Genomic DNA, 25,815 nt, shown 5'->3' with positions numbered 1-25,815 from the left:
GGTGTCGGCTCCTTAAAGGTCGATCAACAAACGGGCGGGGTCTTCAATCGCCTCTTTGACGATCTTGAGGAAAGTCACCGCCTCGCGCCCGTCGATCAGGCGGTGGTCGTAGCTGAGTGCGAGATACATCATCGGGCGCACGACAACGGCGCCATTGCGGACCACGGGCCGGTCTTCGATACGATGCAGCCCCAGAACAGCGCTCTGCGGCGGGTTGATGATGGGTGTCGACATCAGACTGCCAAACACGCCACCATTGGAGATGGTGAAGGTACCACCGGACATATCGTCCATCGTCAACGAACCGGTCTTTGCCTTGGCACCGAAATCGGCAATGGCCTTTTCGATTTCGGCAAAGCTCATCGCGTCGGCGTTGCGCACGACGGGGACGACTAGACCATTGGGGGCGCTGACCGCGACCGAAACATCGAGATAATTGTGGTAGACGATTTCGTCGCCTTGGATTTGCGCATTCACTGCGGGCACATCGCGTGCGGCAAGGGCAACGGCCTTTGTGAAAAAGCCCATGAAGCCGAGACGGACGCCATGCTTCTTTTCGAACAATTCCTTATATTTGTCGCGCGTCGCGATAACTTCGCTCATGTCGCAGTCGTTGAACGTGGTCAAAAGCGCTGCGGTTTCCTGCGCGCTCTTCAACCGCTTGGCGATCGTCTGGCGCAAACGGGTCATCTTGACCCGCTCTTCCTGACGCGCGCCTGCGGGGGCGGCCTTTGCCGGAGCAGTCTCTGCCGATGGGGAGGCTTCAGCGGGTGCAGCCTTTGCGGCGGCAACCACGTCTTCCTTCGTCAAACGTCCGTCCTTGCCGGTGCCCTTGATCTTGCTGGGGTCGATGCCGAGTTCGAGAACGAGGCGGCGGACAGCCGGTGAAAGCGGCAGATCGCTCGCATCTCCAGCAGGCGCAGCTTCTGCTGCCGGTGCAGGCGCAGCTGTTGTCGCGACCGGTTGTGGCGCAGCGGCTGCGGCGGTGGGAGCCGGCGCTGCTGCACCGGCGCTGCCTTCTTCGATGGATGCGATTACCGCACCCACATTAACCGTTGCACCTTCTTCGACGCTATATGCGCCCATGATTCCGGCGACGGGCGCGGGTACTTCGACGGCCACCTTATCGGTTTCAAGGCTGGCAATCGGCTCGTCAGCGGCAACGGCTTCGCCCGGTTTTTTCAGCCATTGGCCAAGTGTGGCTTCGGTGATGGATTCGCCCAGTACGGGAACTTTGACTTCGGTGCTCATGGGGATCAGCCTTTTCTCTGACGGCGGATTTCGGCGCGGACATTATGACCAAGGGCGTCGGCAACCAACGCGGCCTGCTCGGCCTGATGGCGCTTGGCAAGGCCGGTTGCGGTCGCTGCGGCGGCCTTGCGTCCGGCATAGCGCGCGCGGGTCGGCTTGACCTTTGCGCTCAACAGACATTCTTCAATGAAGGGATCGACAAAGGACCAGCTACCCGCATTTTTGGGCTCTTCCTGGGCCCAGACAACTTCTTCCAATGCGGTCATGCGCTTCAGACGAACGATCAAGGGTTCGCCCGGGAACGGATAGAGTTGCTCGATACGCACAATCGCGGTGTCGGTATCGCCCGCCGCATTGCGCGCCTCCATCAGGTCATAGGCGACCTTTCCGGAACAGAGCACGAGGCGCTTCACATCCTTGTCTGCGGGTGCGTCGGGATCGGACAATATGCGCATGAAATGGCTGTCGCCCTGGAAATCTTCTGCCTTGGACACCGCCATTTTGTGCCGCAGCAGGGATTTGGGTGTCATGACAACCAAAGGCTTGCGGAACGACCGGGCCATTTGACGGCGCAGCAAGTGGAAGTAGTTTGCAGGCGTCGTGCAATTGGCGACCTGGATATTGTCTTCCGCACAAAGTTGCAGGAACCGCTCAAGCCGGGCAGAACTATGTTCCGGACCCTGACCTTCATAGCCATGGGGCAACAGCATCACCAAACCGTTGGCGCGCAACCATTTGGCCTCGCCTGCCGCAATGAACTGGTCGATCATGGTCTGAGCGCCATTGGCGAAGTCGCCAAATTGCGCTTCCCACAATACCAGCGTCTTGGGTTCGGCACCGGCATAGCCATATTCATAGCCGAGCACCCCAAATTCGGACAGCGGACTGTCCAGAACCTCGAACCGGCCATGGGGCAAAGTCGACAGGGGCACATATTTCTCTTCGGTGCCCTGGTCGACCCAGACGGCATGCCGCTGGCTGAAGGTGCCGCGTCCGGAATCCTGCCCCGAAAGACGCACGCCAAAACCTTCGGACAAGAGCGAGCCGAAGGCCAGCGCTTCGCCCGTCGCCCAGTCGAAATTTTCACCGGCAGTGAACATCGTTTTCTTGGCATCAAGAACGCGGCCAAGGGTCGGATGGATATTCAGCGTCTCCGGAACGGCGGTCAATGTGCGGCCCAAGCTGTCGAACAGCTTTTTGGAAATGCCCGTTTCCACATTGCGGCGCGCCGTTTCGGGGTCCGCAGGCTTGGACAGCCCCGACCAGCGTCCGCCAAACCAGTCCGCCGCATTGGGCTTATAATCGGCGGCGCCTGCAAATTCCTGCTCCAGCAAGGCGACAAAGCGCATCGCATGTTCTTTGGCCCAATTGGCATCAATCACGCCTTCGGCTTGCAGCCTTGTGGCATAGATATCGCTGACGCCCGGGTGGCCCTTGATCACCTTGTACATCAAAGGCTGCGTGAAGCTGGGCTCATCGCCTTCATTATGGCCGAAGCGACGGTAGCACCACATGTCGATCACGATATCGCGGTGGAATGTCTGGCGGAATTCGATCGCGATCTTGCACGCAAAGGTAACCGCTTCGGGGTCGTCGCCGTTCACGTGGAAAATCGGGGCCTGAACGCCCTTGGCAACATCTGATGGATAAGGCGACGAGCGCGCATATTGCGGGCTGGTGGTAAATCCGACCTGGTTGTTCACGATGAAGTGCAGGCAGCCGCCGGTGTTATAACCACGAATACCCGAAAAGCCGAGGCATTCCCAAACGATGCCCTGTCCTGCAAAGGCCGCGTCGCCGTGCAAAAGAACCGGCAGAACCTGCTCATGCTTGCCAAGGTCGCCGCGGGCGGTCTGGTTTGCACGAACCTTTCCGAGAACGACCGGATTAACGGCCTCCAGATGGGACGGGTTGGGAACAAGGCTCATATGCACCTTGATGCCGTCAAATTCACGGTCGGTGCTGGTGCCCAGATGATATTTCACATCGCCCGAACCGCCGACATCATCGGGGTTTGCGCTTCCGCCCGAAAATTCGTGGAAGATGATGCGATAGGGCTTGGCCATAACATTGGCCAAAACGTTCAGACGGCCGCGATGCGGCATGCCGTATACGATTTCGCGGACGCCCAGTTGCCCGCCATATTTGATGACAGCTTCAAGCGCCGGAATCATGGACTCACCACCGTCCAGACCGAAACGCTTCGTGCCTACATATTTGCGGCCCAGGAATTTCTCATACTGCTCGGCCTCGATGACCTTGCCCAGAATTGCTTTCTTGCCTTCGGGCGTGAAGTGGATGGCGGCGTCTCTGCCCTCCATCCGTTCCTGCAGGAACCGGCGTTCCTCGACATCTGAAATATGCATATATTCCAGACCGACAGGCCCACAATAATTTGCCCGCAAAATGTCCACCAGCTCGCGCACGGTGGTCCATTCGAGTCCCAAAGTCCCGCCGACAAAAACTTTCCGGTCAAGATCGGCGCCCGAAAAGCCGTGATATTCGGGGGTCAAATCCGCCGGTATATCCTGCTTCGAAAGGCCCAGTGGATCCAGATTTGCCGCAAGATGTCCGCGCACGCGATAGGTGCGCACCAGCATCATGGCACGGATGGAATCATTCGCCGCCGCAACCGCGTCGGCCTCCGCCATCGGCTTGCCCGCGGCCTTTGCCGCAGCCTTCACCTCGACCGCCATTTGTGTGGGGTCGAGCGATGCCGTCAAATCGTCGGTGGCCGATAAAGGCCAGTTGGCGCGTTCCCAGCTGGGACCGCGCTCAATTTCAAAATCCTGGTTCTCAAGACCCATATCTATGCCTTCCTTGGGGAGGGAAACGGCAGGGATGCTTATCCCTTCAGTACTTCGACCAATGTTTTGCCGAGCAGTGAAGGGGATGCTGACATGCGGATGCCTGCAGCTTCCATCGCCGCGATCTTGCTTTCCGCATCGCCCTTGCCGCCGGAAACGATCGCGCCGGCATGGCCCATGCGGCGTCCGGGAGGTGCCGAGCGTCCGGCGATGAAGCCAGCCATCGGCTTCTTGCGGCCCTTTTTGGCTTCGTCGATAAGGAATTGTGCAGCTTCTTCTTCTGCGCTGCCGCCGATTTCACCGATCATGATGATCGACTTGGTGGCATCGTCGGCAAGGAAGAGTTCCAGACAGTCGATGAAATTGGTTCCGTTGACAGGATCGCCACCGATGCCGACGGCAGTGGTCTGGCCAAGGCCTTCGGCAGTGGTCTGGAACACGGCTTCATAGGTAAGTGTGCCCGAACGCGACACGACGCCGACCGATCCGGCCGAGAAAATGCTGCCGGGCATAATGCCGATCTTGCATTCATTCGGGGTCAGAACGCCGGGGCAGTTCGGTCCGATCAGGCGGCTTTTCGAACCCGAAAGCGCGCGCTTCACCTTGACCATGTCGAGCACCGGAATACCTTCGGTGATGCAGACGATCAGCGGAATTTCCGCGTCAATCGCTTCAAGGATCGAATCCGCTGCAAAGGGGGGCGGAACATAGACAACAGACGCATCTGCGCCGGTTGCCTGCTTGGCTTCAAGCACGGTGTCGAACATGGGCAGGCCGATATGGGTCGATCCGCCCTTGCCGGGGGTGACCCCGCCAACCATTTGCGTGCCATAAGCCAGCGCCTGTTCGGTATGAAAGGTGCCGGTTGCACCGGTCATGCCCTGCGTGATGACCTTGGTGTGTTTGTTGACGAGAATGCTCATATTTTGCTTACTTCCTGAAAGGCCGTGAATTCGGTGGCGCGTGGATCAGCCCGAAATGCACGAACTGTTACTGTCAAAAGGCATAGCGATTTACGCCAAACTCGGTTCGATACCTTTGCAAGCCACGAGCAGTTCCTTCACCGCATCGACGCTGACCGCGAGATTTGCTTTGGCTTCGTCGTCGAGAGCGATCTCGACCACTTTCTCGACGCCGCCTGCACCGATCACCACAGGAACACCGACATAGAGATTGTCGACGCCATATTGGCCGGTCAGGTGGACCGCAGCGGGCAATACGCGCTTCTGGTCATAAAGATAGGCTTCGGCCATCGCGATGCCGCTGGTCGCGGGCGCGTAATAGGCTGAACCGGTTTTGAGCAGGGCGACAATCTCGCCGCCGCCGCTGCGGGTGCGCTGGACAATCGCGTCGATGCGTTCCTGCGTCGACATGCCCATCGCGATCAGATCGGGGACCGGAATACCCGAAACGGTCGAATAAGAGATGACCGGAACCATCGTGTCGCCATGGCCGCCCAAAACAAAGGACGTGACGTCCTTGACCGAAACGTTGAACTCTTCGGCGAGGAAGTGGCTAAAGCGGCTGGAATCGAGAACGCCCGCCATGCCGACAACCTTGTTGTGTGGCAGGCCCGAAAATTCGCGCAAGGCCCAGACCATCGCGTCGAGCGGGTTGGTAATGCAGATTACAAACGCGTCAGGCGCGTTTGCCTTGATGCCTTCGCCGACCGCCTTCATAACCTTCAGGTTGATGCCGAGAAGGTCATCGCGGCTCATTCCCGGCTTGCGGGCGACACCGGCGGTGACGATGATGACGTCTGCGCCAGCAATATCGGCATAGTCATTTGTGCCGGTTATCTTGGCATCAAAACCTTCGACCGGACCGCATTGCGACAAGTCGAGCGCTTTTCCTTGTGGAACGCCTTCAACAACGTCGAATAAAACGACATCGCCGAGACCTTTCAATGCTGCGAGGTGGGCAAGTGTGCCGCCGATATTACCGGCACCAATAAGCGCAATCTTCTTGCGAGCCATGAAACGATTTCCTTCCCTTAAGGCCTGTAGCGGAATTGTGGCGGCGTTACGCCGAATCGGTTAACTTAACAACCCACTAAAGCGGATAAGTTAAGCCTTTTTGTGATAATAGTTCGCAATAGCTTTAACGCCAGTTTCAGCCCGCGACGCGGCGTAACATTTCCATCCAGATCGGGATCTGTCCGTGAAATCCTTCTGCCCAAACGCGCTCGTCGAGGCCATGGGCGCCTTCACGTTCGCCGACGATGCCCCACAGGCCGCCAAAGCCATATACCGCGATTCCATTAGCCCTCAAAAATGCCCCATCGGTTGCCCCTGCAGACTGGAACGGCATGACCGGTGCATCCTTAAATCGCGTTGCGACCGCTGCTTTATAGGCTTCCGTAATATCGGCGCGCAGGGGTGTGGGTGCGGTTTCGGGCGTTTGCGATCCTTCTACAGCCGTAACGGTAACATCGGGACCAGCCAGAGCCTGCAACTGCTGGCGCACCTCTTCGATTTTGACACCGGGAAAAATCCGGCAATTGACGTTGGCCTCGGCCTTTTGTGGCAAGGCATTGGGCGCATGACCGCCCGACAGCATGGTGGCGACGCAGCGGGTGCGGGTGCTGCCGCTGTCCATGGCTTCCAACAGATCGGCGGTCTCGCGATCCGTCGGATTGGCCAGGAACCGCCGCAGCAATTCGCCATATTGGCCGCTGTCGCCCTTCGAAAGCGCTTCATAGGTCGCCCGTGTCGCATCGTTGATCATCGGGGCGAAGCGGTGGCGTTCCACTGCGGTAAGGGCATTTGCCAACGCGTAAATCGCGTTGTCCGGACGCGGTGCACTGCTGTGCCCGCCGCGGTTTACAGCGGTCAGCTTATAGTCGGCATAGGTTTTTTCGGCAATTTGCATGCCGAAACCTTCCACGCGACCGTCGGGAAAGACAGAACCGCCTCCCGCGTCGCTATTGAGCGCATATTCGGCGTCGATCAGCGACCGCCATTCGGTCGCGGCGCGGCGGCTGCCATTGCCGGATGTTTCCTCGTCGCCCGTGAACAGGACGATGATGTCGCGCGTCGACTGGAATTTCTCCGCGCGCAAATATTGCAGCGCCAGAAGGATGCCTGTCAGGCCAGCCTTGTTATCGTTTGACCCACGTCCGAGATAATAGCCACCTTCTTCACGGAATTTGAAGGGTGGATATTTCCAATCGCTTTCTTTCGCCGCGACGACATCCATATGGGCCATCAGCAATATCGGCCTCTTCCCGCTTGGTTTCGCGGCGGGCCATCGCGCGATCAGGGTCTGGGTCCCGTCATGATCCTTGACGACGACATCGGTTATGCCGGCTTTCCGGAATTCAGCGGCCAGCAAGGCGGTCAGCTTTTTAAACTCGGCGGTCTGCCCCTCGACGGTCGGAATTTCGACGATCTTCGCAAAAAGGTCCCGTTCCGCCTGCCGTTGGGCATTTTGCGCCTGACCCTGCACTGCGGTCATTGCCAGCAGGCCTGCCGCGACTATCGATAAACGTCTGAACATCCTCATCTCCTTTGCGCGCAGCCTAACGCGGACCATGGCCCTCCGCCAGATATTCCTCCGATTGCATCTCCAAAAGCCGCGATACGGTGCGTTCAAATTCGAAACGGCCATCGCCTTCGGGGTAAAGCTGGTCAGGAATGGCGTCCGCGCTGGCCAGAAATTTGACGCGATATTCGTACAGCGCGTCGATCAGCGTCACAAAACGCGCTGCTTCGTTGCGGTTTTGGGGGCCCAGCACGGGAATGCCGACCATGATCACAGTATGAAAACGCCGGGCAATAGCCAGATAGTCCGCCGACCCGCGTGCCTCGGCACATAAGCGCTTGAAGGAAAAAACCGCGACACCCTTTAGGGCCTTGGGCACGTGCAAGGTGCGGCTGGTACCCACGTCCAGTTCCGTCGATGGCACATGGGCGCGGTCTTCGGGGGGATAATCGGTCAGTCGAAAAAAGGTTTCCGACAGCGACGCCGTTGCCTCCGGCCCATTGGGCACCAGCCAGGTCCGGGCGCTGCCCAACCGGTCACGGCGATAGTCAATCGGCCCGTCGAGCCCGACAATATCCAGCCGTTCCTTGATGAGGTCGATAAAGGGCAGGAACAGGTGCCGGTTCAAGCCATCCTTATAGAGATCATCGGGATGCCGGTTTGACGTTGTCACGACCGTAACTCCCGCGGCAATCAGTCCCGAAAACAGGCGCGACATGATCGCGGCGTCGGCCATATTGTTCACGACCATCTCGTCAAAGCACAGCAGGCGTGCTTCTTCCGCCAGTGATTCCACAAGCGGCGGGATAGGATCGCCCAATTCCTTCTCGCGCTCGACCTTTAGGCGCGCGTGGATATCGAGCATGAACTCGTGAAAATGGACGCGCTTTTTCCGCCGGATCTGCACCGCCTCGAAAAACAGATCCATCAGCATCGATTTGCCGCGGCCGACTCCGCCCCAAAGATATAGCCCACGCGCAGGGTCCGGCTTTTTCCGCAAGAATCGCCAGATCGTGCTTCCCCGCGGAGGCACCGCCTCAAGATCGGCCTGCACGCGGGCCAAGGCGCGGACAGCCTTTAGCTGGTCCGCATCGGGCTTCAATTCCTTGGCCGAAACCAGCGCGTTATAACGGTTTTCTACCTTATCCATAACAGGCTGTAGAAGGGGTCACTTTCGGGTGGGTTTTCTTATGGTGCCGGAAAAGGCGGCGACACGTTCGTCGCCCTGGGTCACGATGCCGCGCATGAACAGCAAGCGGCCGGTTTCCTTCAACAGCTCTACCTCGGCGTCCAAAGGTTCGCCGATGATACCGGCGCCGATGAACTGTACCGAAAGGTCAAGCGTGACGGCGGCCCCGGCCTCGATCAGGCCGAACATCCGCGATGCGCCGAACATGGCGACATCGATAAAGCCCAACGTCACCCCGCCATGCACGGCGTTGCGCAAATTGCTGTGACGGTGCTCGGGAAACATGCGCAAGCGGGCCTTGCCGTCGCCTTCGCTGCGCACCAGCATCTTACCCAACACGGTTCCATTATACCGCGTCGCATCGGTCATCTGCCAATTTAGCCAACCCGGATTGTCTGGATCCGGACTGCTATCAAATGCGGGTGTTTCCAAGTGATGTCCCGCGTTTAGATGTGCCGTTCGGCAACCATTTTCTTGGTTTCCGCGATGGCCTTGGCAGGGTTCAAGCCCTTGGGGCAGGCATTGGCGCAGTTCATGATCGTATGGCAGCGGTACAGACGGAATGGATCTTCCAGTTCGTCCAGGCGCTCACCCGTCATTTCGTCGCGGCTGTCGGCGAGCCAGCGATAGGCTTGTAGTAGAATGGCCGGGCCCAGGAACTTGTCGCTGTTCCACCAATAGGATGGGCAGCTTGTCGAGCAGCAGGCGCACAAGATGCACTCATACAGACCATCCAGCTTGGCACGGTCTTCCGGTGACTGCAGGCGTTCCTTGCCCGAAGGTTCAGGTGTTACGGTTTGCAACCAAGGCTTGATCGACGCATATTGCGCATAGAAATGGGTGAAATCGGGGACGAGGTCCTTGATCACTTCCATATGCGGCAGCGGCGTGATGGTCACTTCGCTTTTGCAATCCTCAATCGCCGTGGTGCACGCCAAACCGTTTTTGCCGTCGATGTTCATCGAGCAGGATCCGCAAATGCCTTCGCGGCAGGACCGGCGGAAGGTGAGCGAACTGTCCTGCTCCCCCTTCATCTTGATCAGGGCGTCGAGGACCATCGGACCGCAATTGTCAGTATCGACTTCAAATGTGTCGTAGCGTGGATTTTCACCGCTGTCGGGGTCGTAGCGATAGACCTTGAATTTCTTTACTTTACCCGCGGTGCTGGATGCATGCACCCGGCCTTTCTGGACCTTACTGTTTTTGGGTAAAAAGAAATCAGCCATTTGAATATCCCGTGGAATCTAGATGTCTTGTTATTCCGTTGTAGCGGCAATGCCCTAACCAACCGTATCGCTAATCACAAGCCCTCAACTGCGTCGATTTGGCTTGCCTTTTTTGCAAGCGACACACGTAATTTATCGATCTTGCGGCCGTCCATGTCGACAATCTCGAAACGCCAGCCCTGGTCGACGAAGGATTCGCCCTCTTCGGGCAAATGGCGCAAGATATGAAGGACATGCCCCGCTGTAGTGGCATAATCCCGGTCATCGGGAAGGTCGATGCTGAGCACTTCGGCCATGGCATCGGCGGACATTGCACCCGAGACGAGCATCGACCCGTCTTCCAATGTGACAATATTCGGAGCGCTGCCCTGCGCCTGATCCGACGCAAATTCGCCGGCGATGGCGGCAAGCAAGTCGTTGGGCGTGACGATTCCCTCAAAATGGCCATATTCATCATAGACCAGAAGCATGGGCACATCGGACGACCGCAGGATTTCAAGGGCATCCATGGCGTCGAGTTGATCCGGAACAATCTCCGCCTTGCGCATCAGGTCGCGCAGGTCGAGCCGCCGCCCGCCAATTTGCGCCGCAACGATATCGCGTGACTGGACGACCCCGATGATATCGTCGGCATTCTCGCCGGTTACCGGAATACGGGTATGCGGCGAGTTCACCAGCACGTCGCGGACTTCTTCTTCGGACGCATCGGCTGAAATGCGGTCTACGTCGGTGCGCGGCGTCATCACTTCGCGCACAGGCCTGTCGGCCAAGCGCACGACACCGGCGATCACCTTATGCTCATGCTCTTCAATGATTCCTGCATGCGTGGCTTCGGCAAAGACCATACGGAGTTCTTCGGTGGTCAAGGCTTCCCTGCTGTCGCGGCGAAGGCCGACCATCCGGAAGATGAGGGCACTTGAACGGTCCAGCAGCCAGACGATGGGTGCGGTAATGCGCGACAGCATTTCCATCGGTCCTGCAACGACAACCGCGATGCGTTCCGGCGCGACAAGCGCAAATTGCTTCGGAACCAGTTCACCGACGACCAAGGATGCGTAGGTGGTGATAGATATGACGATACCGAATCCAAAGGTATCGGCCCAATCCGCGGGGAAACCCACATAAGCAAGTCTCTGTGCCATCGGCTCGCCTAGGGTAGAGCCCGAATAGGCGCCCGCAATAATGCCGATCAGGGTAATCCCAATCTGCACCGTCGACAAAAATTTACCCGGATCGCGCGCCAGCCGAAGCGCGGTATTCGCGCCGCGGGTGCCGCTGTCGGCCATGGCTTTCAACTTGGCGGCGCGGGCGGACACGATGGCGAGTTCGGACATTGCGAAGACGCCGTTGATGGCGATCAGCACAAGGATGGTCGCGGCATCAAACCAGGGAAAGGGGCTAAGTGGTTGCATAGAAGGCTATGTCCCATAGTGCGAAACATCGGGTCATGGCAACAAAATGCAACGTGAAGCGTTAGCCATTCCGATGCGACCTGCGTCCGGAATAATCTCCGGTTGATCTTCCGTGGGGTTTAATAAATGCATCATCAGGAAGGCTATGAACATGAATACGAAACAAATCCTATCCTTAACCGTGTTGGCGTCGATGCTGCCCCTGGCGGGCTGTGTGACCGATCCCGAGACGGGCAAGCGCACAATTTCGAAGGCCGCAATCGGCGGCGTCGGCGGCGCGCTCGGTGGATATTTGCTGGGTGATCTCGTGGGTGGCCGCCGCGACCGAACCGAAAAGATCGTCGGTGCAGGTATAGGCGCGGTCGCAGGAGCTGGTGTCGGCTATTATATGGACGAACAGGAAAAGAAGCTGCGCCAGCAGACCGCCGGTACCGGCGTCAATGTCATCCGTGACGGCGACAATCTGGTGCTGGATATGCCCTCAGAAGTCACATTTCCGGTGAACAGTTCCAACATTGAACCCAATTTTCGCGCGACGCTGGATCAGGTCGCGGCGACCTTGGTCCAATATGAGAAAACCTATGTCGACGTGCTGGGCCACACCGATTCCACCGGATCGGATGCCTATAATCAGGCGCTGTCCGAACGTCGTGCATCTTCGGTTGCGGCCTATCTGGGATCACGTGGCGTGCAGTCTGCGCGTCTCGCCACCAAAGGCTATGGCGAAAGCCAGCCCAAGGCGAGCAATCTGGACGAGACGGGTCGTGCCGCGAACCGGCGGGTAGAAATCCGTCTGGTACCGGTAACCGCCGGTTAAACAGCAACGCCTTTAAGCAATTTGGGTAAAGCACCGCTCTCGCCCCGTGCCTCGGCCATGAAAAAGGCCTTGGCGGGGCGGGTGCGCTGCACCAGACCCATGCCGAAACGCCGTATCGCGGACGCGGCTTTTCCGGGGATGCCGAACAGCCGGTTCAGCCCATCGGTGGACATGGCAACCAGCAATGTGTCGACGCTTCTCCATCGGCTGTAACGCTCCATCAACTGGGCATCGCCCAGATCAAGGCCAAGGCGCATTCCATCCACCAACACTTCGGCCAGTGCCGCAACGTCGCGGAGCCCAAGATTGAGCCCCTGTCCGGCAATGGGGTGGATTCCATGGGCGCTGTCGCCAATCAGGACCAGCCGTTCCGCCGTTATGGAACCGGCATGATGAAAACCAAGCTTGTAGCTGGAAAGCGGCGCGGCCAGTTCGACCTTGCCCAACAGACCGCCCATGCCCTTTTCGAGTTCGGCGGCATATCCCCGTTTCGACAGCTTCATATAGCCGGGCGCATCAGCCTCATCCACCGACCAGACGATGGCGGAGCGATGCCGCCCATCGGCACTGTCGAGCATGGGTAAAACCGCAAAGGGTCCGCTCGGATAGAAAATCTCGTATGCAATGTTCTGATGGGGCTTTTCGTGGAAAACCGCGCCAACCATCGCGCTGTGATTATACTGCCAATGGATGATCTTGATCCCGGCCTCTTCCCGCGTTGTGCTTTGCCGCCCTTCGGCGACAACCATCAAATCGGCGGAAAGTGTGGTGCCATTGTCAAGCGTGACGGTCACGCCCGTTGCGTCGCGTTCCTTGGATAGGATGCTGGCGGGCATGTGCAAATGGATGGCATCGCTCGCCTTCGCGGCTTCGTATAAGGTGCGCCGGATCAACCGGTTCTCGAACATCTGCCCCAAATAGCCGTCTTCCGCCCCCGGAACGAAATCGAGCGAACCGGGCTTCAGGCCGTCGCTGACCCAAATCTGTTCGATCGGGCAGCCCTTGCCTTCCAACGCTTCGCCGAGGCCGATGGCCTCAAACATTTTCATGCTCGAACTGGAAATGGCCGAAGTCCGCCCGTCAAAATCATGGGCGAGCATCGCTTCGGGATCGGCGCGATCCACGACATGACTGCTGATTCCATGCTTGGCCAAGGCGAGCGCTTGGGTAAGCCCCACAAGACCGCCGCCGATGATAATGATATCCGCTTTTTCCATCATATAAGGCTTATGGCCCAATTGGTCACCGGACTCAAAGGAGGATTTTGCCCGTAATGCTTGACGGGGACTCCGGCGAAGGCGAAAAGGGGGCGTATTAACCTTATAGAGCAGTGTTTCATGGCGTCGCGCATTTCGAAAATCACGGGCAAGAACAATATGGCCAACTGGCGCCAGATGATGCGCGCGTCGCTCATCCGGAGCGGTGCGTTGTTCGGTGCGGCCGCGCTTGGCCTGTTTGCCTTCTTTTACGGCTTTTCGGTTTTAAGCTATTCCCCGGCAGATGCTGCGTTCAACAGCGCAGCTGCGGATGTCCAGCATAACTTGATGGGACAGGCGGGGGCCTATATTGGCGATGCCGCGCTGTTCTTGTTCGGCATGCCGGCGATATTTCTCTTCCCGCTCATGCTCATCTTCGCACGACGTCTGTGGCGCGATGTTCCGCAGCCCCAGTGGAAGCGGCAATTGCTGACATGTCTTGCAGGCATGCTCATCATCGGTTTCGGTATGGCCTATTGGCAGCACGGCAGCGACATTGGTCTGCCTGCAGGATGGGGCGGGACTATCGCCCTTCTGCTGGACAGCGCCGTCACGCCGCTGATTGGACAGGTTGAAGGCGCTTTGGGAACGCTGATCCGTGTGATCCTTATAGTCGGGACGTTGTTGGGCGGCATAACGGTCGTCATCCGGTCATTGCAATTGGAGCGCCCCTTGCTGCGCATACCTGCCTTGCCGATGCCGAAATTCGGAATGAATCTGGACGCCGCTGACGATATCGAAGAGCCTGCACCCGTGATCAATCTGGAACCCAAGCCACCCCGCAAGGCGGTGGAGCCAGAAAGCCGAAAACCGCCGGTCATCGACGACCGCAATTCGGCACCCAAGAAAGCCGCATTTTCAACAGGGGCGCGACAGGGAGACTTTTTCGGCAGCTATGCCCTGCCGTCGCTCGACCTTCTGGATCCACCACCTGCTGTTTCAGCACCGAAGCTTGATAAAACCGCGCTGGAAGCCAACGCACGCCTGCTCGAATCCGTGCTCGACGATTTCCATGTGAAGGGCCAGATTGTAGCGGTCCGGCCCGGTCCAGTGGTGACCATGTACGAGTTGGAACCCGCCGCCGGGATCAAGTCCAGCCGCGTCGTTCAACTGGCCGAAGATATTGCACGCAACATGTCGGCGCTGTCGGCCCGTGTGTCCACAATACCCGGCCGGACAGTCATGGGGATCGAACTGCCCAATGCGCACCGGGAGGCCGTGGTATTTCAGGAAATGGTCGGTTCGAGCGCCTTTGCAGACCAGAAGGGCGCGCTGCCAATCATATTGGGCAAGAATATATCGGGCGACCCGGTGATCGCCGACTTGGCGCCCATGCCCCATCTGCTGGTGGCAGGGACCACCGGTTCGGGTAAGTCGGTCGGTCTGAACTGCATGATACTCTCGCTGCTTTACAGGCTGACGCCGGACCAGTGCCGGATGATCATGATCGATCCCAAGATGCTGGAACTCAGCAGCTATGACGATATCCCCCATTTGCTGTCCCCTGTGGTGACGGAGCCCGCAAAGGCGATCCGTGCCCTGAAATGGGCAGTGGAGCAGATGGAAGAACGTTACCGCATGATGTCTTCGCTGGGTGTGCGCAACCTCGCCAATTTCAACGAAAAAGTGCGCGCGGCCAAGGCGAAGGGCGCGCCCCTCGGACGCAAGGTGCAGATCGGCTACGACCCGATGACCGGCCAACCGCAATATGAAGAAGAGCAACTGGCCTATGAGCCGATGCCCCAGATTGTCATCATCGTCGACGAACTTGCCGATTTGATGATGACCGCAGGCAAGGAAGTGGAATTCCTGATCCAGCGGCTGGCGCAAAAGGCGCGTGCGGCGGGCATCCATCTTATCATGGCGACGCAGCGGCCATCGGTTGACGTTATTACAGGCGTAATCAAGGCTAACCTGCCGACACGGATTTCCTTCCACGTGACGTCGAAAATCGACAGCCGCACCATTTTGGGCGAGCAGGGTGCCGAACAGCTTTTGGGCAAGGGTGACATGCTCTATATGGCAGGCGGACGCGGTTTGACCCGTATCCATGGTCCCTTTGTGTCGGATGATGAAGTGCGACGTGTGGCTGACCATTGGCGCGGACAAGGCCAACCCGAATATATTCAGGCGGTCACCGAAGAACCCGAAGACGGCGGATTCGATTTTGGCGGCATCGGCGGTGAAGACAGCGAGGAAGACTCGCAATATCGCAAGGCCTGCCAGATCGTCTTTGAAAGCCAGAAGGCATCGACAAGCTGGATCCAGCGGCAGTTGCGTATCGGCTATAACAGCGCAGCGCGGTTAATTGACCGGATGGAAGAGGATGGCTTTATCAGCGGCCCGAACCATATCGGCCGCCGCGAAGTTCTGCGTGACCGGAACGGCGAACCTCTTTAGGCGTTCAGACATGGTTCAACGCCTGTTTGGCAGACGGTCCGGCCCTCCCCATTGGATAGTGAAAATGACTTTTGGAAAATACGCCCTGATATTTGCGCCGGTCGCACTGGTGATGCCGATGCCGGGTTCCGCGCAAAGTGGCTCGGCCAAGATGGACCGCGTGGTCGCCCATATGCAGTCCGTCGGCACTATGACGTCGACCTTTACGCAAACGGACCGGCGCGGTTCGACCCTGTCGGGCAAATTGCTGCTCAAGCGACCGGGCCATATCCGGTTTGAATATCAAAAAGGCGTCCCGTTGCTGATTGTCGGTGACGGCAAAGCGCTGACGATGGTCGACTATGAAGTCCGTCAGGTGCAGCGTTGGCCGATCCGCAACAGCCCGCTTGCTGCGCTGCTGGATCCGGGTCAGGACCTGCGCCGCTATGGAAAGCTGGTCGCAACATCGACCGACGATGTGATCAGCGTTGAAGTGCGCGATCCCAAGCGGCCGGAATTTGGCGTCATCACGATGGTGTTCGTGCGTCAGGCTGGCGCGCCGGGCGGACTGACGCTGAACGGATGGGTTGCGCTCGATTCGAAGAATAACCGCACCAGTATCCGACTCGATAATGTCAAATATAACGGAAACGTGCCCAACTCGGCCTTTACCTGGAAAGACCCACGCCCGGTTCGCCGCAAAAGTTGATCTAGGGCGACGAACCGAAGCTGTGCGCCGACCAGTCGCCGCGCCAAGGTTCCTTGTTCATCTGAATGACAGGAAACCCATAGTATAAATTCCTCATCAGCGGTTGGTAGTTCGTGTGGTTTTCCCCCTGTTGCCCACGACGATGAAGCCGGCCCTGATATCCGCGTGACGAACGCAAGCTTAGCCCTCATCCCAAATGCCCCCGGGATGAGGGCTTTGCTTTTTCCGCCTCATTTTGCCATCAGCCGCTTGCCCACGGCCTCGGGTGCATCTAGGGCCTTTAGCTTATGTCACAGACACTCCGCATCGCCTCGTGGAATATCAATTCGGTCCGCGCCCGGATCGACATTGTCGAACGCTTTCTGAAAGAGGAGGCGCCCGATATCTTGTGCCTTCAGGAAACGAAGGTCATCGACAGCCTGTTCCCCGAAGGCCTGTTCCGGCAATTGGGTTACCGCCATATGATGATCAACGGCCAGCCGATGCACCATGGCGTGGCGATTGTCAGCAAAGTACCGCTCATCAACCGCAGGGTCGAAGACTGGCAGGCGAATGGAGAGGCGCGCCACATCAGCGCCGAGCTGAATATCGAATCCACGAAGGGCGTACGTCTCGACAATGTCTATATACCGGCAGGCGGCGATATTCCGGACCGTGAGGCAAATCCGAAATTCGGGCAAAAGCTCGATTTTCTGACCCGCATGAAAGACTGGTCCGACAGCGTCAGCAGCCCCACCATTTTGACCGGGGACTTCAACGTCGCGCCGCTGGAACATGATGTGTGGAGCCATAAGCAGCTGGTCAATGTGGTCAGCCATACGAAAATTGAATGCGAACATCTCGCCGCGATCCAGGATGCCGGTAACTGGGTCGATATCGCTCGCCATTTTGTTGATCCTTCGCAGAAGCTCTACACCTGGTGGAGTTACCGCGCGCAGGATTGGGAGACGTCCGACCGCGGACGTCGGCTGGACCATATGTGGGTGACCCCCGACCTTAAAGACAAAGCCAAATCGCATGTTGTGCACAAGCACATACGCGGATGGGGCAAGCCTTCGGACCATGCACCCATTGTTACGGAATTTGCCTTTTGATGGCCCCGTCGTCGGCGGTTGGAAATCCTCGGAACGCAGCGCGAGCCATTGACGCGCTTCGCCGGGGGTGGATTGTCCGGATTGAATCGGCAGAAACCGCTATCCAGATTGCGGCCATCGAAACGACGAACGCCATTACCGACATCACCGGATTGCTGTTGTCGGCCAGCCGGGCCGCAACGTTGAAACTGGTCAACCAGCGGGCTGCCGCAGATACCAATCTTCCCGTGTGCATAGCGGTTCCGGCGGACATGGATATGTCGATGGCGCTGGCCATCGCCGACCCAACGCTTGATTTGCGCTATCCGATGAAGGGCCCTTTCGCGGCCCTACCCTTGCAGGATGCGGTAAGTGCTTCTGCCGCAATGGAATTGGCGCGTCTTGCGGGTCTGTTGCCAGCGTTTCTTGTTGTAGGCGAAGGGGCGGTGGCCGAAGAAATCGTCACGCCTGAAGATGTGATTGCGTTCGACGATAGCAACAGGCTTGAGATCGCAACCCGCGCGCGCCTGCCCGTCGCGGCGAATGCCGAGGCGGAGATTGTGGCGTTTCGCTCTGTCGCAGACTCGACCGATCATATCGCCCTCATAATTGGAAAGCGCGACCAGACGGCTCCGGTGGTGCGGTTGCATAGCGAATGTCTGACCGGCGACGTATTGGGAAGCCTGAAATGCGATTGCGGCCCGCAATTGCATGAGGCACTACACCAGATATCCGACGCACAATGGGGCATATTGCTCTACCTGCGGCAGGAAGGCCGCGGCATTGGCCTCATCAACAAATTGCGTGCCTATGCCTTGCAGGACCAGGGATTTGACACTGTCGATGCGAATGTCCGGCTGGGCTTTGCCATTGATGCCCGCGACTTTTCTGTGGCGGCACAAATGCTCAAGCTTTTGGGCGTGCCGTCGGTAAGATTGCTGACGAATAATCCCGAAAAGGTTGCAGGATTGCAGGCCGAGGGGATCGGAGTTCCGGAACGCCTGCCGCTGAAAATCGCGTCGAACCCGCACAATGCCCATTATCTGGCGACCAAGCGGGATCGCACGGGGCACAAGCTCTAAACGAGATTAAAAGCCTTGCGGATCGTTGGGTTCAGGTTCGGGCTCGGCCGGACGGCGACCAAGTGCTTTATCGATAAACTCGTCATCCAGCTGTTCGGGCCGTGTGACGTCGGGTAATCCGGGGTCATCGACGGAGGGAACGCCTTCTATCGGATTTCCATTTTCGTCCAGAAGCAGAGGCTCGCCATCTTCACCCAAAAGCTCCTCGTCTTCCAGACGCTCAGGGAAGGTGACTTCGGTGGCGAATTGTTCGACCGGTCGGCCAGCGACAGCGATGCGCATGAAGGCCGCCCAGGCCTGCGCCGGTGCACGTCCGCCTTCCAAACCGCCGACGGCACGCGCATTATCGCGGCCCATCCAGACACCTGTGGTCAAGCCGCTTGAAAAGCCGAGGAACCAGCCGTCTTTATTGCTGGTCGTCGTGCCGGTCTTACCGGCCACGGGCCGCCCAATGTTCGCTGCCCGTCCAGTTCCGGTTGCAACGGCGGTCTGCATCAGATCGGTCATCCCGCCTGCAACCCATTCTTCAACCAACTGGATCGATTTCTGCGGCTTGGCCGAATAGATCACATCCCCATCGATCGTGGTGACCTTGGAAATGCCGTAGGGCGTCAGGCTGCGGCCTTTGGCGGCCACTTCGGCAAAGGCACGAGTCATATCGATTACGCGCGCCTCGGAAGTTCCAAGCACCATGGATGGCTGCGTGTTGATCGGCGTCGTAATACCGAAGCGCCGCGCCATATTGGCAATGCTGCTCGTGCCCACTTCTTCGCCAATTTTTGCGGCCACTGTGTTTTTGGAATAGGCGAATGCGGTGCGCAGCGTGATCTCGCCGGCATAATTGCCGCCACTGTTTTTGGGCTGCCAACCCTCGATTTCGACGGGTTCGTCGACGACCTTGTCTTCGGGACGGAAGCCTGATTCCAACGCCGTCAGATAGACGAACAACTTCCACGCCGATCCCGGTTGCCGAACGGCGGTCACAGCGCGGTTATAGTTGCTGGTCACATAATCGGTCCCGCCCACCATGGCCTTTACCGCGCCGTCGCGATCAATGGCCACCAATGCACCCTGAGCGCCTTTCGGCACATTATTGACGATTGCCTTGGTTGCCGCGCGCTGCATTTTCAGGTCGAGCGTGGTCCATACATCGATTGGTTTCTCTGTCTCGTCGATCAGGCCATCAAGCTGCGGCAATACCCAGTCGGTGAAATAACGGACACTATCCTGTGGCGGTTCGGATGCAATCTTGACTTGGGCCGGCTTCACCGCCGCGGCTTGTTCGGCCGTGATCATGCCGGCATCTTGCATCACTTCAACCACCACGCCCGCACGGTCGAGCGCTGCCTTTGCATCCGCGGTCGGCGAATAGCGCGAGGGCGCTTTCACAAGCCCTGCGATAATGGCGGCTTCGGCAAGAGAAAGATCTTCTGCGCCATGGTCGAAGAATTTGCGGCTCGCGGCATCAACACCATAGGCGCCACCACCGAAATAGACCTTGTTCAGATAAAGCTCGAGTATTTGCTCCTTGGAAAACTTCGTTTCCATGGCCAGTGCGAGAATTATCTCACGGATCTTCCGGCCGAATTCCTTATTATTATTCAGATAGATGTTGCGGGCAAGCTGCTGCGTGATGGTGGACCCGCCCTGCGTCCAGCGCCCTTCAATTGCGCGCACGTAAAAGGAGCGGGTAATGCCGATAGGGTCGACGCCCGGATGCATATAATAGCGGCGGTCCTCAACAGCGACCATCGCTTCTTTCATCTCGGTCGGGAGCTGTGAAAAGGTAAGCCAACGACCAAAGCTTGGCCCCAAGGACTGGATTACTGTTCCGTCCGCAGCGCGCACGCGGATCATCTGGCCATTGGGCGAAGCCTTCAGATCTTCGAAACTGTCGATTTCTCCGCGGGCGACGGCAACGAATATGCCGAGCACCATCAGCCCCAGAAGTAACGCGCCAACACCGATTTTTAAAAGACGAATAACCCAGACCATGAATGAGCCTCGTCCGCTATTTGGAGTGTATGCAGATGCCATTGGGGGCGTTGTTATCGCCAATGGGATTCGGGGACAAGGACCAAGTTATTCGGGGTCGAATTCAAGCGCAGCGCTGTTGATGCAGTAACGCAAGCCCGTTGGCCCGGGACCATCGGGGAATACATGACCCAGATGTCCTTCGCACGCGGCGCAGCGCACTTCGGTGCGGACCATACCGTGGGATATATCGCGATGTTCCTCGACAACTTCCGGATCGGCAGGTGCGGTAAAGCTGGGCCAACCTGAACCGCTGTCGAATTTGGTGTCCGATACGAACAGGGCCGTGCCGCAACCTGCGCAGCGAAATTCACCGGAACGTTTCTCATCGGTCAGTTTTCCCGCAAAGGCCCGCTCTGTCCCAGCCTCGCGCAGGACATGATATTGCACAGGGTCCAATTCCGCCCGCCATTCCGCATCGCTCTTGTGAATTTTTTCCATTGTTCCGCCTTTCAGACCATGGAGATGGTGGGGTGAGTGCTGTTCTTCAAGACCGTGGTTTAACCTAACATTTACCATAAAGCCGCTAATGTAAAAAGGCTGTGATAGGACCAGATCATAAGCGCCGCGCTTTGACCGTGTTGATGCTTTTGCCGTTGCTGGTGGCTGCGGGTGAGGAACCCTGTCTGCTGTGCACGAAAACGTTAGAAAGCACCCAAGTTTCAACGGTTAAAGCGGCACCTCTCTCCATAGACATCACCACACAACTCGACTTCAGCCGTGCGGCGCTTTCGGGTAGCAGTGGCGGCCAGATTGATGTGGACCCCCATAATGGAAGTCGTCGCGTCGATGGATCGATCATTGATCTGGGCGGTCCCGCTTTTGCGGGCACCGCAATTGTGCGCGGTGAACCCGGCCGGGCCATTCGCATTGATATGCCGCAAACCGCAAATATGACGTCATCGACTGGTGCCGTTATCAAGATCGTCGGACTGCGCGCCAGCATTGTCGGCAATCCGCGACTGGATCGCGAAGGTCGCCTGAGCTTTTCCTTTGGCGGCAAATTGGTGGTGCAGGGGAACGCATCGGGCACTTTTCGTGCACGGATACCCATTACCGCTCAATATGAATGACTTTACCGGCTGCGCGCTGCAGCCCGCGCAATCCGGATCAATTCCTCTTCCAATATGATGACGCCAAGACCCTCCCGCACGCTCATGAGCTTGGATTCCAGATCGAGCAGATGACCATTTAAGCCGACCAGACGAACGGACGTCCAACGACCCAACTGGTTAACGAAATCGTCTGCATCCTTCCAGAAAATCGACCGCGTCGCCTTCACAACAGCGCCGGGATTGGATCCTTTGTCGACCTTGGCCCGCAAGGCAGCAAGCAAGGTCACGCGGCGTTGAAGTGCCCGGGTAATACGGATCGCATCCACACCCAGATTATGGGCTGAAACCAGTTCACGCCCTGTGCCGCGCAAGTCGCCATTCATGATCTGGTTGATCAGGCCGTTGACATTTTCCTCACCCGTTTCGGCCGATAAAGCCTCAAAAGTGGTGACATCGACGGTCGCGGGCCGCTGCGGCGATGCGTCATAATAAAGCGCCAGCTTCTCTATTTCCGCCTGCGCCAATTTACGATCCTGATGGGTATAGCGGGCAATGCGTGCGGCAAGGCTCCGGTCCAGTTTCAAGCCGACGGTGGCGGCATAGCCCATCACTGCCGAAGCGGCGTCGGTCTCTTCGGGCAGATAGCAGATATGGGATAAGGCGCGCGGATGACTTTCCACCAACTTGCGCAATTTGCTGGTCTTAGTCAGGTTTCCGGCGGTCGCGATCACCGGGTTTACACAACTGTCCAGTTCAAGCAGGTTTTCGACCGCGGCCAATGCTTCTTCGCGGCGGAAGTTGACCCGGACATAGCGTTTGTCGCCAAATAGCGACAATGCGGAGGCTTCATCGGCCAAAAGCGCGGGGTCATTGCGGATGCGGTCACTGTCGATATCGATGCGCTCGGCACCGCCTAACTGCGCCGCCATCTGGCTTGCAATATCGGCAATTGCCGATTCGTCCTGACCAAAAATGAAGAACAGCCGAATATCGGATCGCGTTGTAATGGCGCTTATGAAACCGCGTTCCTTGGCGTTGCTCATTCGCCGCCTGCGTAGAGCGAGAGGCGCGTGACAATCTGGTCCGCGACACGCTGGGTCAAATTTTCGAGCGCGGTGTTTTCGCTGGCAATGGTCGCATATTCCGAACTGACCACGTCGATACCGGCATCCGCCCCGGCCGTCGCATCCAACACGGTTTCGCCGGTCGTAAGCGAGATAAGCTGGTAGCGCGCACGCAAGGTGCGCCGTTCACGGGTGACGGTATCGTCGGCGCGCACACCGAAGCCTTCAATCTGGTCATCCAAAGCCACAACCAGACGGAATTTGGCCGACGTGGATTGGGCCGATCCCAACCGATCGTTCAGGGCATTACGCATCAGCCACCCATTTTTGCCGGCGATGGGTTCCACCATGACCGTGCCCAAGGTGGAGGCGACAGCGCCTGTCGACCCGCCACTATATAGCGGCTTCAACCCGCATGCGGACAGCGTCAGGCTTACCAAAATCAAAGCGAGCAAATGTCTCATATTACGATGTTGACCAGCCTGTCCGGTACGACAATGACCTTGCGGATCTCCGCATCTCCAATGGCATGCTGGACCTTTTGGCTGGCAAGCGCAAGCGCCTGCATATCGTCCTGGCCAAGACCTTTGGCCACCGTCAACGTATCGCGCAATTTGCCCTGGACCTGAATCGCGATGGTGACTTCATCTTCCACCAGCAATGCGGGATCGACATCGGGCCAGGATGCGTCGGCGATCAAGCCCGCACCCAATTTTGTCCAGGCCTCTTCCGCCAAATGCGGCACCATCGGGGCGGACAAAAGCAGGATGGTCTTGATAGCGGCGTCGCGCGATGCGGACGGGGCAGCTTTCTCGATGGCATTTGCCAGATCGTAAATTTTCGCCACGGCCTTGTTGAAGGACAACGCTTCGATATCCGCGCCGACGCTTGAAATGGCCTGATGCGTTTTGCGCAGCAGCGCCTTGTCTTCGCCTTCGGCACCACTGACCTGGCCAGTCAGACGCCAAAGGCGCTGAACAAAGCGCCAGCAACCTTCAATACCGGCCTCGGACCATTCCAGATCACGTTCGGGCGGGCTGTCCGACAGCATGAACCAGCGCACGGCGTCGGCTCCATATTGGTCGACAATGTCATCGGGATCGACGACATTTTTCTTCGACTTGGACATTTTCTCGATGCGGCCGGCCGTTGCAGGCGCGCCTGTTTCGGCGATTGTCCAATTGTCGCCTGAACGGGTAACCTGCTCTGGGCTTAACCATTTGCCGTCGGCATCCTGAAATGTCTGATGCGTCACCATCCCTTGCGTGAATAGCGAAGCAAAAGGCTCCTTGACGTCAATCATGCCGATATGACTGAGGGCACGCGTCCAGAATCGGGCATAGAGAAGATGCAAGATCGCATGTTCCACTCCGCCAATATATTGCTGCACCGGCAGCCATTTTTCGGCGACGGCACGATCAAATGGCTTGTCATCGGGCTGGCTGGCAAAGCGGATGAAGTACCAGCTGGAATCGACAAAGGTATCCAGCGTGTCGGTTTCACGGCGCGCAGGCTTGTGGCACTGCGGGCAGTCGACTTTGCTCCATGTCGGATGGCGGTCGAGCGGATTGCCGGGGATGTCGAATGTGACATCTTCGGGAAGCTTTACCGGCAATTGCGCTTCGGGCACGGCAACCGCACCGCAGGTGTCGCAATGGATGATCGGAATGGGCGTGCCCCAGTAACGCTGGCGGCTGACGCCCCAGTCACGCAACCGGTATTGCGTTTGCCCTTTGCCCCAGCCTTCGGATTCCGCCTTGGCAATGACATCGGCAATTGCGTGTTCGACGGAAAGGCCGTTCAGCCAATGGGAATTCACGATAGTGCCGGGGCCTGTATAGGCGACGTCCCCGGCGAAGTGGCTGTCTGTGATATCCCCGTCCGATACAACGCGCGTGACCGGCAGGTCATATTTGCGCGCGAAATCCAGATCGCGCTGGTCATGTGCCGGACAGCCGAAAATCGCCCCGGTTCCATAATCCATCAGCACGAAATTGGCGACATAGACCGGCAGATGCCAGCTTGGGTCCAGCGGATGCTCAACGGTCAGGCCGGTATTGAATCCCTTTTTCTCCGCCGTTTCAATATCGGCGGCAGTTGTCCCGCCCTTGCGGCATTCTTCGATAAAGGCCTGCAATTCAGGGGCGTTGGTGGCGAGCTTTTGCGCTACTGGATGGTCCGCAGCAATCGCCACAAAGCTCGCCCCGAACATGGTGTCGGGACGGGTCGTGTACACATCAATGCCGTCGCCGCTCGATCCGGGAAATGCAAAGCGGCAGCGCAAGCCCTTCGACTTACCAATCCAGTTTTCCTGCATCAACCGGACCTTGTCGGGCCACTGGTCCAGCGACGAAAGGCCTTCGAGCAGTTCGTCCGCAAAATCGGTGATTTTCAAAAACCACTGACTGAGTTTGCGCCGTTCGACAGGCGCGCCCGAACGCCAGCCTTTGCCGTCAATCACCTGCTCATTGGCCAGAACGGTCATGTCGACCGGATCCCAGTTTACGGCGGATTCCTTGCGGTAAACCAAGCCAGCGGCATAGAGCTTGAGGAACAGAGCCTGTTCATGGCCGTAATATTCCGGCTCACAAGTCGCCAGTTCGCGCGTCCAGTCAATGGCAAAGCCGAGCCGCTTCAGCTGCGCCTTCATATTGGCGATATTGTCACGGGTCCATCCGCCCGGATGCACGCCCTTTTCCATGGCGGCATTTTCAGCCGGCATACCGAACGCATCCCAGCCCATGGGATGCAGAACTTCATGTCCGGTCATCCGCTTATAACGGGCTAGGACGTCCCCCATCGTGTAGTTGCGGACGTGTCCGATGTGGATACGCCCTGACGGGTAGGGAAACATTTCCAGCACATAGCTGCGCGGTTTGGGCGAGGTGTCATCGGCGACGAAACTCGCCTGGTCTTCCCAAATCTTCTGCCACCGCGCGTCGGCGACGTGCGGGTTGAAACGGTCAGGCTGGCTCATC

21 protein-coding genes are annotated in these 25,815 nt (G+C 58.0%); 6 read left to right on the top strand and 15 right to left on the bottom strand.

The window, feature by feature from the left end; all coding sequences use genetic code 11:
• Positions 1 to 12 precede the first annotated feature (12 nt).
• From odhB to EUU25_RS12505, 9 genes are all read right to left on the bottom strand, one after another.
• Positions 13 to 1,251: a 2-oxoglutarate dehydrogenase complex dihydrolipoyllysine-residue succinyltransferase gene (gene odhB / locus EUU25_RS12545; RefSeq protein WP_158901473.1), complete on the bottom strand. Its 1,239-nt coding sequence runs from the start codon at positions 1,249 to 1,251 to the stop codon at positions 13 to 15.
• Between the two features lie 5 nt (positions 1,252 to 1,256).
• The gene (locus EUU25_RS12540; RefSeq protein WP_158901471.1) at positions 1,257 to 4,058 is read right to left on the bottom strand and encodes a 2-oxoglutarate dehydrogenase E1 component; all 2,802 of its coding nucleotides are present in this window, start codon (positions 4,056 to 4,058) and stop codon (positions 1,257 to 1,259) included.
• Positions 4,059 to 4,096: 38 nt separating this feature from the next.
• Positions 4,097 to 4,981, bottom strand: a complete 885-nt coding sequence (gene sucD / locus EUU25_RS12535; protein ID WP_158901469.1) for a succinate--CoA ligase subunit alpha — start codon at positions 4,979 to 4,981, stop codon at positions 4,097 to 4,099.
• A 90-nt stretch (positions 4,982 to 5,071) separates the two neighbouring features.
• Positions 5,072 to 6,034, bottom strand: coding sequence for a malate dehydrogenase (gene mdh / locus EUU25_RS12530; RefSeq protein WP_158901467.1), 963 nt, complete (start codon positions 6,032 to 6,034; stop codon positions 5,072 to 5,074).
• Positions 6,035 to 6,170: 136 nt separating this feature from the next.
• Positions 6,171 to 7,556 carry a M20/M25/M40 family metallo-hydrolase gene (locus EUU25_RS12525; RefSeq protein WP_158901465.1) on the bottom strand — a complete coding sequence of 462 codons (1,386 nt, stop codon included), beginning with the start codon at positions 7,554 to 7,556 and terminating at the stop codon, positions 6,171 to 6,173.
• Between the two features lie 22 nt (positions 7,557 to 7,578).
• On the bottom strand, positions 7,579 to 8,691 hold the full coding sequence (gene zapE, locus EUU25_RS12520; protein ID WP_158901463.1) for a cell division protein ZapE: 1,113 nt from the start codon (positions 8,689 to 8,691) through the stop codon (positions 7,579 to 7,581).
• Between the two features lie 18 nt (positions 8,692 to 8,709).
• A complete protein-coding gene (locus EUU25_RS12515) occupies positions 8,710 to 9,162 on the bottom strand; it encodes a PaaI family thioesterase (protein ID WP_343032364.1) in 453 nt (150 codons plus the stop codon).
• 14 nt (positions 9,163 to 9,176) lie between these two features.
• A complete protein-coding gene (locus EUU25_RS12510; RefSeq protein ID WP_158901461.1) occupies positions 9,177 to 9,956 on the bottom strand; it encodes a succinate dehydrogenase iron-sulfur subunit in 780 nt (259 codons plus the stop codon).
• A 74-nt stretch (positions 9,957 to 10,030) separates the two neighbouring features.
• Complete coding sequence (locus tag EUU25_RS12505; RefSeq protein WP_158901459.1) at positions 10,031 to 11,368, bottom strand: hemolysin family protein; 1,338 nt, start codon at positions 11,366 to 11,368, stop codon at positions 10,031 to 10,033.
• A gap of 151 nt (positions 11,369 to 11,519) precedes the next feature.
• Here EUU25_RS12505 and EUU25_RS12500 point away from each other — a divergent pair, with 151 nt between their 5' ends.
• Complete coding sequence (locus tag EUU25_RS12500; protein WP_484590546.1) at positions 11,520 to 12,185, top strand: YiaD family glycine zipper/OmpA-like lipoprotein; 666 nt, start codon at positions 11,520 to 11,522, stop codon at positions 12,183 to 12,185.
• On the opposite strand, the gene EUU25_RS12495 is transcribed toward EUU25_RS12500, so the two are convergent.
• Positions 12,182 to 13,402, bottom strand: a complete 1,221-nt coding sequence (locus tag EUU25_RS12495; RefSeq protein ID WP_158903383.1) for an FAD-dependent monooxygenase — start codon at positions 13,400 to 13,402, stop codon at positions 12,182 to 12,184. The two genes, EUU25_RS12500 and EUU25_RS12495, sit on opposite strands and share 4 nt — an antisense overlap.
• Positions 13,403 to 13,522: 120 nt before the next feature.
• On the opposite strand from EUU25_RS12495, the gene EUU25_RS12490 reads away from it, so the two are divergent.
• From EUU25_RS12490 to ribA, 4 genes are all read left to right on the top strand, one after another.
• Positions 13,523 to 15,841 carry an FtsK/SpoIIIE family DNA translocase gene (locus EUU25_RS12490; RefSeq protein ID WP_246162710.1) on the top strand — a complete coding sequence of 773 codons (2,319 nt, stop codon included), beginning with the start codon at positions 13,523 to 13,525 and terminating at the stop codon, positions 15,839 to 15,841.
• 64 nt (positions 15,842 to 15,905) lie between these two features.
• Complete coding sequence (locus EUU25_RS12485; RefSeq protein WP_158901455.1) at positions 15,906 to 16,529, top strand: LolA family protein; 624 nt, start codon at positions 15,906 to 15,908, stop codon at positions 16,527 to 16,529.
• 287 nt (positions 16,530 to 16,816) lie between these two features.
• Positions 16,817 to 17,623 carry an exodeoxyribonuclease III gene (xth, locus tag EUU25_RS12480; protein ID WP_158901453.1) on the top strand — a complete coding sequence of 269 codons (807 nt, stop codon included), beginning with the start codon at positions 16,817 to 16,819 and terminating at the stop codon, positions 17,621 to 17,623.
• Complete coding sequence (gene ribA, locus EUU25_RS12475; RefSeq protein WP_158901451.1) at positions 17,623 to 18,684, top strand: GTP cyclohydrolase II; 1,062 nt, start codon at positions 17,623 to 17,625, stop codon at positions 18,682 to 18,684. Before xth ends, ribA begins: the two co-directional genes overlap by 1 nt.
• A gap of 6 nt (positions 18,685 to 18,690) precedes the next feature.
• On the opposite strand, the gene EUU25_RS12470 is transcribed toward ribA, so the two are convergent.
• Both EUU25_RS12470 and msrB read right to left on the bottom strand, forming a co-directional pair.
• Positions 18,691 to 20,721 carry a transglycosylase domain-containing protein gene (locus tag EUU25_RS12470; RefSeq protein WP_158901449.1) on the bottom strand — a complete coding sequence of 677 codons (2,031 nt, stop codon included), beginning with the start codon at positions 20,719 to 20,721 and terminating at the stop codon, positions 18,691 to 18,693.
• Between the two features lie 45 nt (positions 20,722 to 20,766).
• Positions 20,767 to 21,159 carry a peptide-methionine (R)-S-oxide reductase MsrB gene (gene msrB, locus EUU25_RS12465; RefSeq protein ID WP_158901447.1) on the bottom strand — a complete coding sequence of 131 codons (393 nt, stop codon included), beginning with the start codon at positions 21,157 to 21,159 and terminating at the stop codon, positions 20,767 to 20,769.
• Between the two features lie 137 nt (positions 21,160 to 21,296).
• On the opposite strand from msrB, the gene EUU25_RS12460 reads away from it, so the two are divergent.
• The gene (locus EUU25_RS12460) at positions 21,297 to 21,791 is read left to right on the top strand and encodes a DUF4402 domain-containing protein (protein WP_246163004.1); all 495 of its coding nucleotides are present in this window, start codon (positions 21,297 to 21,299) and stop codon (positions 21,789 to 21,791) included.
• Positions 21,792 to 21,793: 2 nt separating this feature from the next.
• On the opposite strand, the gene holA is transcribed toward EUU25_RS12460, so the two are convergent.
• The 3 genes from holA to leuS are packed head-to-tail and all read right to left on the bottom strand — an operon-like array spanning position 21,794 to position 25,814.
• Positions 21,794 to 22,816 (bottom strand): DNA polymerase III subunit delta, encoded by a 1,023-nt coding sequence (gene holA, locus EUU25_RS12455; RefSeq protein WP_158901443.1) that lies wholly within the window; start codon positions 22,814 to 22,816, stop codon positions 21,794 to 21,796.
• Positions 22,813 to 23,301, bottom strand: coding sequence for an LPS assembly lipoprotein LptE (gene lptE, locus EUU25_RS12450; protein WP_158901441.1), 489 nt, complete (start codon positions 23,299 to 23,301; stop codon positions 22,813 to 22,815). Before lptE ends, holA begins: the two co-directional genes overlap by 4 nt.
• Positions 23,298 to 25,814: a leucine--tRNA ligase gene (gene leuS, locus EUU25_RS12445; RefSeq protein WP_158901439.1), complete on the bottom strand. Its 2,517-nt coding sequence runs from the start codon at positions 25,812 to 25,814 to the stop codon at positions 23,298 to 23,300. The genes lptE and leuS overlap by 4 nt, the downstream gene beginning before the upstream one ends.
• Between the last annotated feature and the right edge of the window lies 1 nt (position 25,815).

The organism is Sphingorhabdus lacus (genome assembly GCF_009768975.1).
Lineage (GTDB): Bacteria > Pseudomonadota > Alphaproteobacteria > Sphingomonadales > Sphingomonadaceae > Sphingorhabdus_B > Sphingorhabdus_B lacus.
The sequence above is the reverse complement of the archived record's forward strand: the minus strand, read 5'-3'. Positions and strand labels throughout refer to the sequence as shown.